Origin of the sequence: Comamonas sp. 4034 (assembly GCF_050434545.1) — a bacterium.
Classification (GTDB): Bacteria; Pseudomonadota; Gammaproteobacteria; order Burkholderiales; family Burkholderiaceae_C; genus Comamonas; species Comamonas odontotermitis.
Map to the genome: position 1 here is coordinate 83,355 of NZ_JBNDIT010000001.1, position 18,074 is coordinate 101,428.

The 18,074-nt window shown below is 63.2% G+C and carries 12 protein-coding genes; 6 read left to right on the forward strand and 6 right to left on the reverse strand.

The genetic code is table 11. The features are described from left to right. From ABIE32_RS00380 to ABIE32_RS00390, 3 genes are all read right to left on the reverse strand, one after another. Window positions 1-2,049 (reverse strand): two-component system sensor histidine kinase NtrB, encoded by a 2,049-nt coding sequence (locus ABIE32_RS00380; protein WP_429012697.1) that lies wholly within the window; start codon window positions 2,047-2,049, stop codon window positions 1-3. Beyond that, window positions 2,043-2,858 (reverse strand): carbon-nitrogen hydrolase family protein, encoded by an 816-nt coding sequence (locus ABIE32_RS00385; protein ID WP_429012699.1) that lies wholly within the window; start codon window positions 2,856-2,858, stop codon window positions 2,043-2,045. The genes ABIE32_RS00380 and ABIE32_RS00385 overlap by 7 nt, the downstream gene beginning before the upstream one ends. Window positions 2,859-2,970: 112 nt before the next feature. Next, the gene (locus tag ABIE32_RS00390) at window positions 2,971-7,278 is read right to left on the reverse strand and encodes a YhdP family protein (RefSeq protein ID WP_429012700.1); all 4,308 of its coding nucleotides are present in this window, start codon (window positions 7,276-7,278) and stop codon (window positions 2,971-2,973) included. Window positions 7,279-7,397: 119 nt separating this feature from the next. Between ABIE32_RS00390 and glnE the strand changes: the two genes are divergently transcribed. Beyond that, window positions 7,398-10,139 (forward strand): bifunctional [glutamate--ammonia ligase]-adenylyl-L-tyrosine phosphorylase/[glutamate--ammonia-ligase] adenylyltransferase, encoded by a 2,742-nt coding sequence (gene glnE / locus ABIE32_RS00395; protein ID WP_429012702.1) that lies wholly within the window; start codon window positions 7,398-7,400, stop codon window positions 10,137-10,139. A 482-nt stretch (window positions 10,140-10,621) separates the two neighbouring features. On the opposite strand, the gene ABIE32_RS00400 is transcribed toward glnE, so the two are convergent. After that, window positions 10,622-11,251, reverse strand: a complete 630-nt coding sequence (locus ABIE32_RS00400) for a glutathione S-transferase family protein (RefSeq protein WP_429012705.1) — start codon at window positions 11,249-11,251, stop codon at window positions 10,622-10,624. Between the two features lie 154 nt (window positions 11,252-11,405). Here ABIE32_RS00400 and purB point away from each other — a divergent pair, with 154 nt between their 5' ends. After that, the gene (gene purB / locus ABIE32_RS00405; RefSeq protein WP_429012707.1) at window positions 11,406-12,785 is read left to right on the forward strand and encodes an adenylosuccinate lyase; all 1,380 of its coding nucleotides are present in this window, start codon (window positions 11,406-11,408) and stop codon (window positions 12,783-12,785) included. Between the two features lie 99 nt (window positions 12,786-12,884). Further along, complete coding sequence (locus ABIE32_RS00410) at window positions 12,885-13,445, forward strand: YaeQ family protein (RefSeq protein WP_224150596.1); 561 nt, start codon at window positions 12,885-12,887, stop codon at window positions 13,443-13,445. A 117-nt stretch (window positions 13,446-13,562) separates the two neighbouring features. Here ABIE32_RS00410 and ABIE32_RS00415 read toward each other — a convergent pair whose 3' ends face one another. Then, window positions 13,563-13,991, reverse strand: coding sequence for a DUF3717 domain-containing protein (locus ABIE32_RS00415; protein ID WP_429012710.1), 429 nt, complete (start codon window positions 13,989-13,991; stop codon window positions 13,563-13,565). Window positions 13,992-14,436: 445 nt separating this feature from the next. Between ABIE32_RS00415 and ABIE32_RS00420 the strand changes: the two genes are divergently transcribed. The 3 genes from ABIE32_RS00420 (at window position 14,437) to ABIE32_RS00430 (ending at window position 16,247) form a co-directional block, all read left to right on the forward strand. Then, the gene (locus ABIE32_RS00420) at window positions 14,437-15,204 is read left to right on the forward strand and encodes a TerC family protein (protein ID WP_395023741.1); all 768 of its coding nucleotides are present in this window, start codon (window positions 14,437-14,439) and stop codon (window positions 15,202-15,204) included. A 74-nt stretch (window positions 15,205-15,278) separates the two neighbouring features. Beyond that, on the forward strand, window positions 15,279-15,713 hold the full coding sequence (locus ABIE32_RS00425; RefSeq protein ID WP_184704400.1) for a hypothetical protein: 435 nt from the start codon (window positions 15,279-15,281) through the stop codon (window positions 15,711-15,713). A gap of 177 nt (window positions 15,714-15,890) precedes the next feature. Further along, window positions 15,891-16,247, forward strand: a complete 357-nt coding sequence (locus ABIE32_RS00430) for a phage holin family protein (protein ID WP_429012715.1) — start codon at window positions 15,891-15,893, stop codon at window positions 16,245-16,247. On the opposite strand, the gene ABIE32_RS00435 is transcribed toward ABIE32_RS00430, so the two are convergent. Then, complete coding sequence (locus ABIE32_RS00435; RefSeq protein ID WP_429012718.1) at window positions 16,215-17,882, reverse strand: M48 family metalloprotease; 1,668 nt, start codon at window positions 17,880-17,882, stop codon at window positions 16,215-16,217. The genes ABIE32_RS00430 and ABIE32_RS00435 overlap by 33 nt on opposite strands. Window positions 17,883-18,074 lie beyond the last annotated feature (192 nt).

The following is an 18,074-nucleotide window of genomic DNA, read 5'->3' on the forward strand; positions in this document are numbered from 1 at the left end:
TCAATCATTGCGCCAGGTCGGCAAGGTAAAGCTGAATATCGTGCCCTGCGGGCTGTTGTCATGGTGCACCAGATGGCTGCCGTGCTGCTCCACCACGGTACGGCACAGGGAAAGGCCCAGGCCCATGCCCTCGTCCTTGGTGGTGAAGAACGGCGTGTACAGCTGCTGCGCCACCTCGCCGGAGATGCCCACACCCCAATCCGTCACGGCAAACTCCACCCAGGCTCGGCCAGCAGCGGCGTCGCCCTGCGCATTGGTCAGACGCACATCCATGCGCAAAAGCCGCGGCTCGCAGCCCGGCGAGTCCATGGCCTGCATGCCATTGCGGCTGAGATTGAGCAGCACCTGCTCGACCATGGTGCGGTCGCAGTACACGGCGGGGACATCCGGCGCCAGCACGGCCACCACTTCCACCTGCAGTTTACGCCCCTGCAGCCGCACCAGCGGCAGCACGGCATCGAGCAGCTCCTGCGGAGGCACCAGCTCACGCGCCTGCCCGCGGCGGCGTACAAAGTCGTGCACGCTCTTGATCACGCGGCCCGCGCGCTCGGCCTGAAAAGCCATGCGCTGCACGGCCATGCGCACATCGGGCAGATACGCCTGCAGCTCGTCTGCAGGTGCGTTCTCGGGCAGCAGATTGAGTGTGCCGGTGGCATAGCTGGATATGGCTGCCAGCGGCTGGTTCAGTTCGTGGCTCAGTAGCGACGCCATCTCTCCCACCGTGGCCAGGCGTGCCGTGGCTTGCAACCGCTCCTGCGAAGCCCGCGAAAGCTCTTCCACCCGGCGCTGCTCGCTCATGTCGACAAAGGCGCTCATCCAGCCGGTATGCAGGCCTGCGGCATTGATCAGCGGCGCCTCGAAGATCAACACCGGAAAGCGCACGCCATCCTTGCGCATGAAGGTCGATTCATAGCCCTCGCGCGCAGGCGGCAACTGCCCCGAGAGGCGGATGCGCTGGCGCCGCGCATACTCCGGCGCCAGCTCGGGCGGCCAGTAGGGCGTGGAGCGGCTGGGGTCCAGAATCTCCTCTGCCGTAAAGCCCACCATCTCGCAGAAAGCCGGGTTCACATAGGTGGTCTTGCCCTGCAGATCGCGGGCCCGCAGCCCGGTGACGAGCGAATCTTCCATCGCCTTGCGAAAGGCGAGTGCGTCGCCCAGGTCCCGCTCGGCCTTGAGGCGTTTGCGGTTGTCGCGCACCAGCACCACCAGCACGGTCACGAGCGCGATCGACATGCCCGTCACCAGCGCCGTCAGCACATTCGGGAAGACGTTGGGCGCCGCATGCCAGCTGTCGATGCGCAGCATCAGCGTGGCACCCGGCAGATCCAGCAGCTGGGTGGCCGTGAACACGCGCGTGCCGCGCCGAGGCGTACTCACGATCGCCAGGCGCGTGCCATCGGGCTCGGTGAACGACAGTTCGTGGTTGCGGCGAAAGTTCTCGTTCACCAGATCCGTCAGCACGTTCTGCAGGATGTACGTCACCACCACGAATCCGTGCAGGCGCTCGCCGGTCTGCACAGGCGTGCACAACTCCAGCAGCTCCAGCCCGGTGCCGTTGCCCTGCGAGAGAAAATAGCTGCCCGCATACGAGGCGCTGCCCGAACGCTGGGCGCGCATGCAGGCGGTGTTGCTCTCCGTATTGACGCCGGTGCGGTCGATGCTGGACCACTGCAGGTTCAGGTAGGGAGATTCCTCGCTCGCTTCAATCTGCATCTGCGGGTTGCGCCATTCGATATGCGCCAGATCGCGGTGGTTGCGTAGCATGTCGGCAGCCGTCAGTTGCCAGGCCATCACATCGCTGTCATAGCGCGGCATGGTACGCAGGCGGTTGACATTGCTGTTGAACGTGGTGCGGATGTCGGCCACGGCATCGGCCGCTTCGCGGTCCAACCGCTGCTGTACTTCAGAGACCTCATAGCGCCCGGCCAGCCATACCTGCATTACCAGCATGCCCGCCACCAGCAGCATCAGCAACAGCCATAGCGACCAGCGCCGCCAGCTGTAGTGCCAGCGCCGGGCCGTCCAGCGCGCCCATGCGGTCATCAGCATACGCGGTGCTGCAATGCTGGCAGTTGCGCGCGCCACTGCTGCTGCGCTGCCCAGTCCAGATCGGCCAGCACCACGCCAGCCTCGCTCGCCTGCATCGCCATCACTTCGCCCCACGGATTGACGGCCATGCTGTGGCCCCAGGTGCGGCGGCCGTTGTCGTGGGCGCCACCCTGCGCGGCCGCCAGCACATAACTCAGGTTCTCAACCGCCCGGGCGCGCAGCAGCAACTCCCAGTGCGCCTGGCCTGTGGTGTAGGTGAAGGCGCTGGGTGCCAGCAGCAACTGCGCGCCTGCCTGGGCATGCAGGCGGTACAGCTCCGGAAATCGCAGGTCGTAGCACACCGACAGGCCAATGCGCCAGATATGGCCATCCTGGCTTGCCAGATCAAAGAACACCGGCTCTCGCCCCGGAGCAATGACGCGGTGCTCGTCATACGCCTCGGTGGCATTGGCATAGCAGAACAGATGCATCTTGTCGTAGCGCGCCACGCGTTCGCCCTGCGGGCTGAACACCAGGCTGCTGTTGAACACATGCTGCGCATCCGGCCCCTGCAATGGGAGGGTACCTCCCACAATCCACACCCCCAGTTCGCGCGCGCTGTCCGCCAGGAACTGCTGCATGGGGCCGTGCCCCAGGGGTTCGGCCAGCGCCAGCTTGTCCGTGTCCTTGTGGCCCATCAGGCAGAAATACTCTGGCAGAACAGCCAACTCCGCCCCGGCGTGCGCTGCCTGCTGCAGCAGCGCCCAGGCCTGGTCGCGGTTGGAATCCCAGCGTGTGCTGGTCACCATCTGAAGGGCGGCAACTTTCATGGCGGCGGAGTGTCCAGGCAAAAGTTCAAAGAAATCTGCGAAATGCCTTGATTATCCGCGCGAGTGCTCAGAACGTGTTTACGTTCTCAGGAGCTGGAAGTGAGGCAGCCTCTCAGTGCGACGGCTCTGCCTGCTTGTCCGCCGCAGCGGCACGCTGAATGCGCCGCACCTCCGGGTCCGCCCAGGAACCCGAGACTTCGAACTGCTGCGTCACCGCCTGCGTGATCTGCCCCTTGAACAGCGCCTGCGCCAGAAAGCTGCCGATACCGATGACAGGGTTGATGGCCGTCGTCACCAGCGACAAGGTGGTGGTGTTGAGCTCGGGGATGACCACCACATGCAGGTTCTGGGTTTCATCGCGCAGATTGACCTTGCCCTCCAGCAGCACAGCGGCGGTCACGCCTTTCATCTGCAGGTTGGTGGTGGAGGCCAGGCCATCGTGGATGTCCACATCGCCACGCACAAAATCAAAGCCGAACCCGGCGCTGAAGATGTCCTTGAAATCCAGGGTCAGCCGACGCGGCAGCGCCTGCAGGTTGAGCACACCCAGCAGCTTGGCAATGCCCGGCTCCACTTTGAGGAACTGGCCCTGTCCCACGTCCACATGCAGCTTGCCGTCCATGCTGGTGTAGTCGGGGCTGAGCGGGCTGCCCGTCCATGCAATGCGCCCTTGCAGAACTCCCTTGCCCCTGCTCACCACACCGGCCATGCCCAGGCGACGCAGCAGATCGCCCGTGTCCTTCAAATCGAGCCGCATGTCGAGCTGCGTGCGGCGCGCGCCCTGCGCAGCAGGCCCGACGGCTGCCGCTTGGACGGCCCCCGTTTGGACGGCCCCCGTTTGGACGGCCCCCGTTTGGACGGCCCCCGCTTGGACGGCCCCCCAATCTCCACTCGCCTGCAGGCTGGCGGCGTCGTTGCTCAGCACCATCTGCTGCAGGTGCCACCACGACTGCGCACCCTGGCTGCGGTTGCTGGCCTGCAAATCCAGCCGACCGACAGAGTGGCCGTGCCAGCGCAGGTCATCCACGACAATGTCGAGCGCAGGGAGGCGCCGCGGCTGCTCATTGCTGTCGTCCTCTGCAGCTGGCGCCTTGCTCTCGTCGCTGCTTTTCTTGTCCACCCGCAATTGCGACAGGCGCGCGCGCACCGTGCCGGGGCCGCCCTTCTCCTGCACATAGTCGAGCTGACCGTCCAGCAGGCTGGAGCGCACCTCGCTGCTCCAGCGATCACCCTTGCGCGACCCGCGCATCTGCAATTGCTGCACTTCCATGCCCCGCACCTGCAGCGCGCCCACACGCACATCCCAGTGGTCAGGCAGGTAATCGGCCACGAGATCACTGCTGCCGATGGTGCTGCCGGCACTGCGCGCTGCGGTCTGCCCGGAAGGCGGAGCCGCAGCCGGGCCTGCCGCAGGCTCCAGCCGCTGCAGCGCGGTTTGCCAGGCCTGCACGTCCAGCCGTGGCAACTCGATCTCCGCTGCCACGCCCTTGGCAGGCAGGGCCAGCGCACCGCTGCCCAGGCGGATGGCACCACTCACCACCTTGGCCGGTGTCGCCGCATCGGCATCCCATTCGCGCACGTAGCGTACCTGCGCCCTGCCCGCAAGATCAAAGTCAATGGTTTCTCGCACGGGGCTCTGCCCAGCAGAGGCCGCACTTTCCGGTACCGTGGATGCAAAGTGCATGGGCCAGCTCTCGGCCTGGGCCTTTTGCAGCGGCTGCGGCAGGTTCAGCGCCATACCCTGCAGATCGCTGCGCACGTCCACCAGGGGCACCCCACGCGCCATGCTGATGCGCAATTGGTAGGCCGCCTGCCCTTGCGCGAGCCGGGCCAGTTGCACGGCGGGCCCCAGCTCCTGCGCCTGCAGCAGGCCTTGTACGGTGGCGATGCCGCTGGCGCGGACATCCACGGCCGGGCCGTGGTCTACACCGGGAGGGAGTTTGCTCACGTCCATGCCGCCCGCAAACTGCACCGCTCCCCCCAGGGCCTCACCCTTCAAATCCTGCAATGCAAAACCATGTTCGGAAAACTGCACGGCCCCCGTGACCTGCTGCACCTCGGGCGCATCGCTGTGGAACTGGATGCGGTTGCCGGCCAGCAACACCTTGCCATCGACCTTGGCCTTTTCCATATGGTGCACCGGCAGATCAAGCTTGAGCTGCAACTGCGCTTCGCCATCGGCCTGCGTCTGCGCCAAAGCGCCATCGGTGAGTGCATCAATGTGCGATTTGCGCACCGTGTTCAACATATCGACCAGTGGCCCGCGCGCGCGGGCATTGACGGCGACCGTGGTGTCGTGAAAATCTGCAATCCTGGCCGTGGCCTGTTCCACGCGGATGCGCTCGTTGCCGTCCAGGATGCCTTTGGCCTGGTTGACCTGCATGCCCGGGCCGTCAAACACCAGCTCTCCCGAGAGGCGGTTGAGCTCCGGCCAGGGCTTTTCGCCCGGCAACAGGTGCGAAGCGGGCACGTAGGCATAACGCACATCGCGCACGGGAGCCGTGATGCGGAAAACGCCCTGCCCCCGCTCGCGGAAAGGCACATCCCACAGATCGCCTTTGATCTCGAACTGCACATTGCTCGCCTGGCCCGCCAGAATGGCATCGCGCACATAGTGGCGCGCATCGGGAGGGATGTGCAGCGGCAGATAGCGGTGAACCATGGTGCCATCGGCGCGCTCCAGCGCCCCTTTGAGCTGCAGAATGCCGGGAAAGCGAGACTTAGCTCCCGACTTTTCCGGATCAGCCGTGTGCCAGGACCAGCGCGCATGGCCCGCGGCGTGCGGATTGGCAAATTCCAGCTTCTCCGACTGCATCTGGATCTGGTCGCCCGCCACGGTCCAGCTCAGCTGGGTGTGCGCTGCGGTAATCGGCAGCAGTGGCTCCTCAAACACGGTAGGCAGATAAAGCGCCCCATCGGCAAAGCGCACGGTCGCCTCGCCCCCTGCGGCGCTGGCGTTCAGCTGCAAGTCGAGGCCGCGCAGGCCCCAATGCGCATCCCGCGCGCCGAGCACCAGTCCGCCATGTTCGTCGCGCGCTGCGTTGGCGCGCACGGGAGCAGCAGGCATGCCAAAGGCCAGGTGCCCCACATCGGCCTTGACGCGCCAGTCCTCGATCGTGTCGGCATCCCCGCCGCGCCAGTGCGCCGAGGCTTCACGGATCAGGCCTGCGGGCCGGTTGCTCACCAACCACTGGCGTACATCGGCAGGAATGGGCAACAGCCGCGCCAGCTCGGCCAAAGATGCGATATCGAGCGATTGCGCGCTGGCTTCCGTCTCACTGGGCTGCTTGCCCTGGGCATACACGTGGTTGATGCGCACACTGCCACCGGGCCACTGCTGGCCCTGGGCCGATTCCACGGCCAGCTTGTCGGTAAAGAGGCGAAAGCCGGTTGCATCGGCCTTGCCTCCCAGCCGTCCGTGTACCGAGCGCAGCAGCAAAATCGGAGTTTCGTCCGCCGGCTTGCTATATTTTTGAGAGCTACCAGCACTTACTGGTCGTTCACCAGCCGCAGCTTTTTCTTCGAAAAGCGCAAAATTGCGCCGCATGCCGACATCGCGCAATGCCACATCGGCAGTTCCATTCTTGATCTGGCCGCGTTCCACATCGATCCACAGGCGTGCAGAACCCAGCCCTTGCTGCAACCCGACCGAAGGCGGCAGGTAGGGTGCCATGGCAGCGGCATTGAGCTGCTTGGCCTCGGCGTAAAGCTGGCCGCTCCAGTGTTTCCAGTTGCCATCGTGCAACGCCCAGATCGGCTGGCGCATGCGGCCGCGCAGCTCCAGCACATCGCCCCAGTCGGCAGGCGGGCGGGCGCTGATCTGCCATTCATGGCGCAGGCCGGGGTTGCGCAGCAGAATATTCACATCGCGCAGGGTGACCGGCGGCAGGCCGCGCAACTGGTCGTCCCACACCACGCTGCCGCCTTGCAGCACCACTTCGCGCTGGCGGAACAGCCAGTCCGCCGCGCCGCTGGAGTCACTCTGCCCCGATGTCGCCACAGGAATCCCCGCCACGTGCACAGCGCCATCGACCGTGCGCTGCACCACCAGTTGCGGCGCAATAATAGCGATCTGCTCGGCCCGCAGTCGCAGCAGCGACGGTACCGACAGGGCAACTTTCACCTCCGGCAGTGCCAGACCGGCAGCGCCATCGGGCTGCAACAGCTGAACCCCCCGCGCCGCAATGGCGGGCACCAGGCCGTTGTCGCCATCGGCCTGCAGCGACTCGATGCGCACGGGTACGCCCAGCAGCTGCGACAAGCGAGATTCCACTTGCGGGCGAAAGTCATTGATACGCGGCACAATCCACCAGTGCAACGCCGCCACGGCCACTGCCAGGAGCAATGCCGCAACCAGCAAAAGCCTCAAAGCCCATTGCACCAGTGTGGCAAGAGGCCGGAGCAGTCGGGACGCGCGCACAGTCAATGAAGTCCAATCAGTAGGGGAAAGAAGAATTATGGCCCGCGGCAGCCTCGCAGCTTGCATTTCAGATGTGAACATTTGAACAGGCGCCGCCGATCCATTCTTTGAATAGCGCTATGGCACAAACGGATATCACCACCCAGCCGGCTCCCATGCAATTGCCCTCGCCGCTGGCAGCACACTCCCGCTTTTTCCAGCGCCTGCATCGCCGCTATGCCGACATGCTGGACATGCTGCCCGCTGGCGCTCCTGTGCATGCCACCATGCGTTCCACCCTGGAAGCACTGCAGGCCAAAGGCTACGACCTGGGTGCCTCGCTGCGCATCCTGCGCCAGCTGGTGATGGAGCGCCTGATCTATCTGGATTGCGATGACCACGCAACCCTCGCGGCAGTCACCCGCAGCGTCACCGAACTGGCCGAGTTGGCACTGGATGCCGCCACCGCCGCCGCCCGCGCAGAGCTGGATGTCGCACACGGCGCGCCTCAGGGCGCCGATGGCCAGCCAGTGCAGTTCTGGGTGATCGGCATGGGCAAGCTGGGCGCGCGCGAGCTCAATGTCTCCAGCGACATCGACCTGATCTATGTGTACGAACAGGACGGCGATACCGCCGGACGGCCGGACGGCCGGGGCAAGCTCAGCAACCACGAATACTTTCTGCGCGCCGTCAAGCGAATCTACCAATTGGTTGGCGACACCACCGAGCACGGTTTCGTCTTTCGCGTCGACCTGATGCTGCGCCCCAACGGCAACTCGGGCCCGGCGGCCATCTCGCTGTCGGCACTGGAAGACTACCTGCAGACCCACGGCCGCGAATGGGAGCGCTTTGCCTGGATGAAAAGCCGCATCGTCGCGCCGCTCGCCGACATTGCCACGCCCAACGTGCAGGCACTGCGTGGCGTGGTGCTGCCCTTTGTGTTCCGCCGCTACCTCGACTATGCCGTGTTCGACTCGCTGCGCAACCTGCACCGCCAGATCCGCGAGCATGCGTCCAAGCGCAGCGCCGGGCACCCGGAGCGCGCCAATGACGTCAAGCTCTCGCGCGGCGGCATCCGCGAGATCGAGTTCATCGTGCAATTGCTGCAGGTGGTGCGCGGCGGGCAGTTCCCCGAGCTGCGCTGCCGCCCAACCTTGGAAGCACTGGGGCGCCTCGCCCGCGCAGGCCTGATGGCCGATGCGACCGCCCAGGCCCTTGCCAATGCCTACACCTTCCTGCGCCAGGTGGAGCACCGCATCCAGTACCTGGACGACCAGCAGACCCACGTATTGCCCACGCGTGACGACGACCTGCTCTGGATGGCCAGAACCCTGGGCTACGACAACGAATGCGCCTTCCTGCACCAGCTCGATGCCCACCGCGAGCTGGTGGCCGAAGAATTCGACAAATTGCTGGGCGATACCAAGGGCTGCAGCTCCGGCCAATGCGGCGGCACCAAGGCCCCGGCAGCCCCGGAACTGGACGCCGTGCTGGCCCAGCTGCCGGGCAGCGTGCGCGAGCGCATCGAGCAGTGGCAGCGCAATCCCCGCTACGCCTACCTGAGCGACGGAGGCAAGACCCGCCTGGTGATGCTCCTGCAGCGCACCGCGCAATGGCTGGCCCAGGGCCAGGTGAGCGAAATCGCTGCCGTGCGCCTGGCCGACTGGATGGAGCCCTTGCTGCGCCGCGAAAGCTACCTCGCCCTACTGCAGGAACGCCCCGCTGTGCATGAGAAATTGATGCACCTGCTGGGCGCGGCCAAGTGGCCAGCCCGTTACATGCTGCAGCACCCTGGCGTGATTGATGAGCTGGCCAGCGATGCGCTGATGCACGAACGCTTCAACGCCCCCGAGTTCGAGACCGAACTGGAGCGCCGCCGCGCCGCACTGCAATCGACCGGAGAGGACGACGACGAAAACCTGCTGAACCTGCTGCGCCGCGCCCACCACGCGGAAACCTTCCGCACCCTGGCGCGCGATGTCGAAGGGCACATCACCGTCGAGCAGGTCGCCGATGACCTGTCGGCACTGGCCGATGCGGTGCTGCGCATCACCACACAGTGGTGCTGGCAGCGCCTGAAAAACCGGCACCGTGACGAGCCCCTGTTCGGCATCATCGGCTACGGTAAGCTGGGCGGCAAGGAACTGGGCTACGGCAGTGATCTGGACATTGTCTTTGTGTTCGACGACGCCGACGATCGCGCCCCCGAGGTGTATTCGGCCTTCGTGCGCAAACTCATCAGCTGGTTGACCGTCAAGACCGGCGAGGGCGACCTGTTCGAGATCGACACCGCCCTGCGCCCCAACGGCAATTCGGGCCTGCTGGTCACCAGCTTTGATTCCTACGCCAACTACCAGCAGCAGCGCGGCAGCAATACCGCCTGGACCTGGGAGCACCAGGCCATGACGCGGGCGCGCTTTGTTTTGGGCAGCGACGCCCTGGGCGCACGCTTTGATGCCGTGCGCGAAGCCGTCATCACCGCGCCGCGTGATGGCCAGGCGCTGCGTGACGAAATTGTCACCATGCGTGAACGCGTGCGCGGCGCTCACACCGTACCCACGGGCCTCTTCGATGTGAAACACAGCGTGGGTGGCATGATGGACGTGGAGTTTGCCGTGCAATACCTGGTGCTGCTCCACGCTGGCGCGCACCGCGAACTGATTCCCAACCTGGGCAATATTGCGCTGGTACAACGCGCCGAAGCCGCCGGTCTGGTGCCTGCCAGCGTCGGTCAGGCAGCCGCCAATGCCTATCGCGCGCTGCGCCGTGTGCAGCACGTGGCACGGCTGAACGAAACCCCGACGCAGGTGCCGCTGGGTGAATTGCAGCCAGAGCAGCAAGCCGTTCTGGCGCTGTGGCAAGCCGTATTCAACCCGGGCTAAATACCCCACACCCACCGCATTGCGACAAGGGTTTATACTTGGTTCCGACATCGGCGTGGGCGATCACTTGCACGCAAAGACCCGGCCGTTTGCACTAGTATTAATATTTACCCTATACTGAAACGCGATAGAAAATTACATTCGAAAACAATTAATTTGTTTATTTACAATACATTTTCTCCGGTGCTCTGGAACTTCGGGATTTGAGCCATACTCTATGAACAAGAGTTCAGCAGAGTGGCTTGCCCAAGCTGCAGAATCCCAGCCAGTTTAGTGTTGCGAAGTCTTTCAGGCCGTATGCGGTATGACTGCAAACCTGAGGTGCTTCTCCTCCCTCCCTCTCTATCATTCACTTCGGGACGCTTCGCAACTTTTTTCTTCCAAGGCCCAGTCTACGGACTGGGCCTTTTCTTTGGTGCGGATGGCTTTGGCGCGATGAAGCTGTCGGCAGCGGTGCGCAGAAGGAGGGGGTCTGCCCCGTATCAGATATCAGACCTGGGTTGGGTAGCTGCAAAGCTGGGCCGCGCTTCCAGACGCTCCAGCAATTGCGCCAGATTCGGATACTTGCCCTGCCAGTCCAGCTCCGGAAAGCGGAACAACAGCCACGCCAATGCGCATCCCACGGCAATGTCGGCCAGGCTCAGGTGGATGCCGTTGCCGGCAAAATAGCTTTTCTTGCCCAGGCCCAGACTCATGGCATCGAGCCCAGACCAGACCTTGCCCCATTGGCGATCAATCCATTCCTGGCTGCGCTGCTCAGGCGAGCGCCCGGCAAAAATGTTCTCCAGTCGCACCAGAACGGCCGCATCCAGCACGCCGTCGGCAATCGCTTCCCATGTGCGCACCTCAGCGCGCTCCCGGCCCACGCCAGGAATCAATTTGCCCACCGGCGACAGCGTATCGAGATACTCAACAATCACGCGCGAATCCACCAACGCCGCGCCATCATCCAATACCAGGCAAGGCACCTTGCCCAGTGGGTTGGCAGCAGTGATGGCCACCCTGTCCTGCCACACATCCAGCAGCTCCAACCGGTAGTCGAGCTTTTTCTCCGCCAGCACCACGCGGACCTTGCGTACGTAAGGGCTGGCGAGGCTTCCTAACAATTTCATAGCATTTAAGGTAATGGATTTGCGTAATCGTGGGAGCAAGGGTGGGCTGCACGGACCTTGCTGTAGGTCAACGTGCGCGGCACTGGTGTGGATTGTACCGAGCCAAATCCAGACTGCCGCCGCGGCAAAAGTGCAACTCCTACAATAGCGGTCCATGAGCCTGTCTTCCCTTACCGCCCTTTCCCCGCTGGATGGCCGTTACGCCTCCAAACTCGCAACCCTGCGCCCGATCATGAGCGAATACGGCTACATGCACCGACGCGTGCAGGTCGAAATCACATGGTTCATCGCGCTGTCGGACGCCGGTTTCGCCGAGTTTGCCCCGCTCTCCGAAGGCGCGCGCAGCTATCTGCACGGCTTGGTTGCCAACTTCTCCGAAGCAGACGCCGAGGCGATCAAGGAGATTGAAAAGACCACCAACCACGACGTAAAGGCGGTGGAATACTGGATCAAGGGCAAGTTCGATGCCCGTCCCGAGCTGCTCAAGGCGGCGGAATTCGTGCACTTTGCCTGCACCAGCGAAGACATCAACAACACCAGCCATGCGCTGCAGATCCGCGCCGGCCGTGACCAGGTCGTGCTGCCGGGCCTCGACCGCGTGGTGCTGAAGCTGCGCGAAATGGCGCACCAGTACGCCTCTGTTCCCATGCTCAGCCGCACCCACGGCCAGACTGCATCGCCCACCACCGTTGGCAAGGAGCTGGCCAACGTGACCGTGCGCCTGCAGGCCGCCATGGAGCGCATTGCCAACGTAAAGCTGCTCGCCAAGATGAACGGTGCCGTCGGCAACTACAACGCCCATCTCTCGGCCTGGCCCGAATTCGACTGGGAAGCCTTCAGCAAGAACGTGATCGAGAAGCAGGAGCCGCAGGGCCTGGGACTGAGCTTTCAGCCCTATTCCATCCAGATCGAGCCGCACGACTACATGGCCGAGCTGTTCGATGCAATTGCCCGTGCCAACACCATCCTGATCGACCTCTCGCGCGACATCTGGGGCTATGTCTCGGTCGGTTACTTCAAGCAGCGCCTCAAGGCAGGCGAGATCGGCTCGTCCACCATGCCGCACAAGGTCAACCCCATCGACTTTGAAAACGCCGAAGGCAACCTGGGCCTGGCCAACGCGCTCCTGCGCCACCTGGCCGAGAAGCTGCCGATCAGCCGCTGGCAGCGCGATCTGACCGATTCGACCGTGCTGCGCAATATTGGCGTGGCCATGGGTTACACGGCCCTGGCCTACGCTTCGCTGATGACCGGGCTGAACAAGCTGGAATTGAACGAAGAGCGCCTGGCCGAAGACCTGGACAATGCCTGGGAAGTGCTGGCCGAGCCCATCCAGACCGTGATGCGCCGCTACGGCGTGCAAGGTGCATACGAAAAGCTCAAGGAAGTCACGCGTGGCAAGACGGTGCTCGCCGAAGACCTGCACCGTCTGATCAACGGCCTGGAAATCCCCCAGGCCGACAAGGATCGTCTCCTGGCAATGACACCTGCCTCGTACACCGGCAAGGCGGCCGAGCTGGCCAAGCGCATCTGACCCTGTCACCGGGCATTCCGCCCGGTTTTTTAATAAAAGTAGCTGCTGGTGCGTACCCCAAAAACGCAAGCAGCTATTATTTTTGAAGCATTACCCGCCATGGCGCTCAAATCCACGGTCTACAAGGCCAACCTGTCGATTGCAGACATCGACCATAACTACTACGCCGACCACAACCTGACCCTGGCGCGCCACCCCAGCGAAACCGACGAGCGGATGATGGTGCGCCTGGTGGCCATGGCGCTCAATGCCCACCAGTTGCAGGATTTGTGCAATGGCGATGGCACCCTGGGTTTTGGCGCAGGCCTGTCCGACCCCGATGACCCGGATGTCCACCTGACCGATTTCACCGGCGCCAAGCGCGTATGGATCGAAGTGGGCCAGCCCGAGGAGAAGCCCATCACCAAGGCCTGCAACAAGTCGGACCACATGCTGGTGTACTGTTTTCACCACGCCGCCGAAGTATGGTGGAAAGGCCTGGAAGGCAAACTGGCGCGCCAGGAGAAGCTCGAAGTCTTCCGCCTGCCCTCCGATGTGTCGCAGGAGCTGGCCCGGCTCGCCGAGCGCAGCATGCAGCTGCAGGCAACCATTCAGGAAGGACAGCTGACGCTCTCCAGCAACCTTGGCACCGTGTTCGTGGAGCCGATTCGCTGGAAATAAGCCATCCGCTGCTGCAAAAAGCCCCCATCGACTGGTTGAGGCGACGCCACATACGCCGCTGGAAACCATGAAAACAATAGCTGCTGGCGCTTATGTATCAAGCGCCAGCAGCTATTTTCATTCAACGAGCTTGACAGGTACGCCGCCCAGAGCACGCTCGGCATAGCGGTTGAAACGCCACGCCGAGCCATCGGCCGTAATGCGCTGCCACACGGCGCGCTTTTGCACGGGCGAGTACGACAGCCAGTGCTGTACCTCTTCGAAGCTGCGCCCGCAGCCCTTGCAGAAACCATCGCCCTGGCTGGTGGAGCAGATCGCGATGCAGGGCGTATCCGGCGTGGTGTCATACCAGGCAAGCCAGGCAAACATCGCCTCGCCATCCAGCGCGCCGGCGTCTATCTCGGAAACGCGCCCAAACACCATCTGCGCATACACCTCGGCCAGGGCGCACACTTCGGGTGCCAGCGCCAGCCCCGGGCCACTGGGCACCCGTTGGCGCCAGTGGTTGATGGCGGCCTCGATGTCGGTGATGTAAATACGCTCCATAACCCTGGCGATCATAGACCGCAGCATCTGCCAGTCGGGCAAGCCCATGACAATTGCCCTGCGCGCTTTGGGCTTGAAAAAGCCGGGCCACGGGCAATACTCCGACGCCGCGCCGGGGCTTTTCACCCATTGTTCGCTGGCATGTGTTTCAATACCGGCTGACGAAGGGGAGTAGCTCCCGTCCAAGCGCTGCCTGCGGCAGGTGTGGGGACAGATAATGCGTCGTCAATACGAAGCCTCAACAGCTTCCGGCGCGTTAGGTTCATGGCGACATGATCTGAGCAAGACCTTTGAAAACCATGGTGCCGCACCACAGGTTTTTCGAAGCCACTGCCCCTGCCTGCGCGCTCGCCGCAGCGGAACACGTCGCCTCTTCAAACCTGTAACGACACCCCATCGCTGGCGGTTTTCCAAAACCGGCCGGTTTCTCAAAATAGGTGCTTACATGGATTTGGATTTTCTCACGCACACACCCTTCTGGATCGCCCTCGGCCAGATCATCATCATCGACATCCTGCTCGGTGGCGACAACGCCGTCGTGATTGCGCTGGCCTGCCGCAAACTGCCTCCCGAACAACGCCGAAAAGGCATCATCTACGGTACTGCCGGTGCCATTGTGCTGCGCGTCATCCTGATCGCCTTTGCCATGGTGCTGCTTGCGCTGCCTTTCCTCAAGGTCGTGGGTGCCATCCTCCTCGTGTGGATCGGTATCAAGCTGGTGGCTCCCGATGAAGAGAGCCATGACAACATCCAGGGCAGCGACAAGTTGCTGGCGGCCATCAAAACCATCATCGTGGCCGACCTGGTCATGTCGGTGGACAACGTGATCGCCATTGCCGGTGCCGCACAAAGCTCCGGCGAGCACCAGATGCTGCTCATCATCCTGGGCCTGCTCATCTCGATCCCGATCATCGTCTGGGGCTCGCAACTGGTCATCAAGCTGATGGAGCGCTATCCTGTCATCATCGTGGCTGGCGGCATGCTGCTGGGCTGGATTGCAGGTGGCATGCTCGTGACCGACCCCGTGTTTGTCAACACCGAGAAATGGACCTGGATGCCCAAGCTGGGCACGACCGACGAAAAGGGCATGGCGGTGATCTCCACCTCGCTGTACTGGATAGCCCATGTAGGCGGCGCACTGCTGGTGCTGGCACTGGGCAAGTGGATCGCCAGCAAAAAGACTGCGGAACTCTCGGCAGAAAAGTCCCACTAAGCGGATACAGCCACATTTTCCTTCAACCACCGGGCGGCGCCCAAAGCGCCCCCCGGCCCACCTAGGCCACTTGGATGAACGTAAAAATAGTCTTTGTAGATGACGCCGCTTTCGCCCTGCAACGCTTGACGGAGCGAGCAGCCAGCTGCGAAGAGCACTGGGTGTTGGTGGCTTGCGCCCCCAAGATCACCCGCCGCGCCAGCCGCTGGGGCAACCGCAGCACGCTGGACAAATGGCGCAACAAGTGGGCCAAGAACCTGTTTGAAGGCCTGATCCCGCAAAGCCCTCTGCTGCAGAGCGCACGCGTGTCCACCCACATCTCCGAGGTGAGCGTTCAGCAGATGACTGCCCAGCTGCATGCCGAATACCCGGAAGCTGAAGTGCTGGACTGGCGCCGCCCCAAGGCCATCTCGGAGCCGCCTTCGGCCGATTTTGTGCCCCACCGCGCCAAGCTGGCAGGCTCGCTGCTCAGCGTACTGGGCGTCTGCTTTACCTTGGCGCTGGATTGATCAAATCACCAGCCCGCCCTCACCGGGCCTCTCCCATCAAGCACCTTCGGGTGCTTTTTTGTTGCCTGGGGAGCAACTGTCACTGGGCGCGAGTCTCGCAATAGCGACACTCACATCCGATATTGGAGAAATGGGATGACATGACGCAGCTACTGCAATCCGCTATGCTGCCCAACCATGAAACTCCTCATCAAATGGCTCCTCTCTGCCCTCGCCCTGCTGTGCGTGGCCTATCTCTATAGCGGCGTAGAAGTGCGCAGCTTTGGTTCAGCACTGATTGCAGCCCTGCTGATCGGCCTGTGCAACGCTATCGTGCGCCCGATTCTGGTGGTACTGACTTTGCCAGTGACAGTGATCACCTTGGGCCTGTTTCTCTTCGTGATCAATGCGCTGATGTTCTGGGCCGCATCGGGAATCGCAGGCAGCGGCTTTCAAGTGCATGGCTTCTGGGCCGCGCTGATCGGCTCGCTGCTCTACTCCATCATCAGCCTGGTCATCGAATCACTTACGAGCCGCCTGCTCTTTCGCGAGTGATTGCATCTCGCGCAGGCGCGTATCGATGATCGAGGCCTCGTAGTAATCGGTGCGGTTCTGGCTGCTGCGCGCCATGTCCTGCCCTGCACGCAAGCGGTCTACGGCAGCCGCATAGTCGTACTGGGCGCTGCGCGCCTCCGCTTCGGCACGGATTGCGCGCAAGGGCTGGCCTTGCAGGCGGAATGCCGTCGCCAGCGCTTGCCATGCAGCAGCGTCCTTGGGAGACTGCGCCGTCAGGCTCTGCAAGGCATTGCTGGTATTGCGCAGCACATCGGCATGCTGCGCCAGGGCTGTGGACGGCAACTGTGCCAGGGCCTGCGCATCCAGTATTGCAACGGCCCGATCCAGACCACCGATTGCCGATGATGGCGCAGCAGTCGAGTTCGTTGGCATCGCCAGCGGGGTGCTGGCGTCCGCATCCGATATGCGCAGTGATTTGTCTTCGCCCCGGCTGATGACCGCTTCATTGACCAGACCCGTCGCCGCATTGCTGACCGTCGTCGTCTGGCGAGCAGCGGGCGCTTGTGGATTGGCAACAGCCGCACTGGCCAGCTTGCCCAGTGCAGCCAAGGCGGCATCCGGCGCCCGGTTGGCCAGTGCCAGATCGGCGCGCAGCAGCCCGGCCTGCCGGGTGGCATCCGGGTGGCCCTGCACCAACGCGTCCAGTTGGTCCAGCGCCGCCCGCATTGCATCACTACGGCCCAGCTGGCTATTGGCCAGCGCCGCCAGATACCAGCCACCGGCACGCTGCCCAGCCGTCTTGGCGGCAAACTCGGGCGCCTGCGTCAGTTGCACCCATTGCTGCAGTACGGCGGGCTCCGCCTTGGACAGCACCTTGGCCCGCGCCGACATCATCTGCGCCACCATGCCTGCATCCTGCGGCTGGCGCGCTGCACTGCTGGGCAGGCGCGACTGCATATCGGCAATCCGCTCCGTGGTGAGCGGGTGGGTGCGCAGATAGGGCCAACTGCCGTTGTCATTCATGCGGTTGGCCTGCTGCAGCTTTTCAAACATCGTGACAAAGCCCGCCTGCGAGTACCCTGCAGGCTGCATCAGGCCCATGCCGGTGCGATCCGCCTCGCGCTCCATATCGCGCGAAAAGTTCAGCTGCGTCTGAATGGCGGCAGCCGTCCCGCCCATCATCAGGGCCTGCGCCGCAGCCGGGTTCTTGCTGGCAGCCAGTGCGCCCAACAGCATGCTCGCAATCATCACCGGCGTCATGCGCTTTTGCTGCGCCATCATGCGTGCGATATGCCGCTGGGTGATATGGCTCAACTCGTGCGCCAATACCGACGCCAGCTCGTCACGGCTACCCACCACCGCCACCAGACCCGTCTGTACCCCCATGAAACCGCCAGGCAGCGCAAACGCGTTCACGGTCGCATCCTGGATCAGCATCACCTGCCAGGCAAAACGCTCCTGCAACTCGACCGTCAAGGTGCCGCGCTGCTTGGCGGCAGCCATCAATTCCTGCCAGATGCTGTTGACATAGTCGTACAGAATCGGGTCGTCGATGAATTGCGGATCGCGGTAAATCTCGCGTGCAATATCGTCACCTAGACGCCGCTCCTCGCTGGTCGTCATCTCGGCGCCTTCGCCCATGGCTGGCAAACTCCCCTGGGCGTGGGTCGCCATAGGAGCCAGCGCAGCTGAAACTATCAAATTAGTAGCTAACAGCGCACATCCCGTACGCGCAAACAGCCATTTTTTCATCAAAATTCCGTGTAGCAAAAGATATGACTCCCGGTCGGAGTCAAGGCATTGCCTGTCGCAATCTCCATGCAGGCAACGATAACGCTAACACGTATGATGAAGCACCCTCGCACA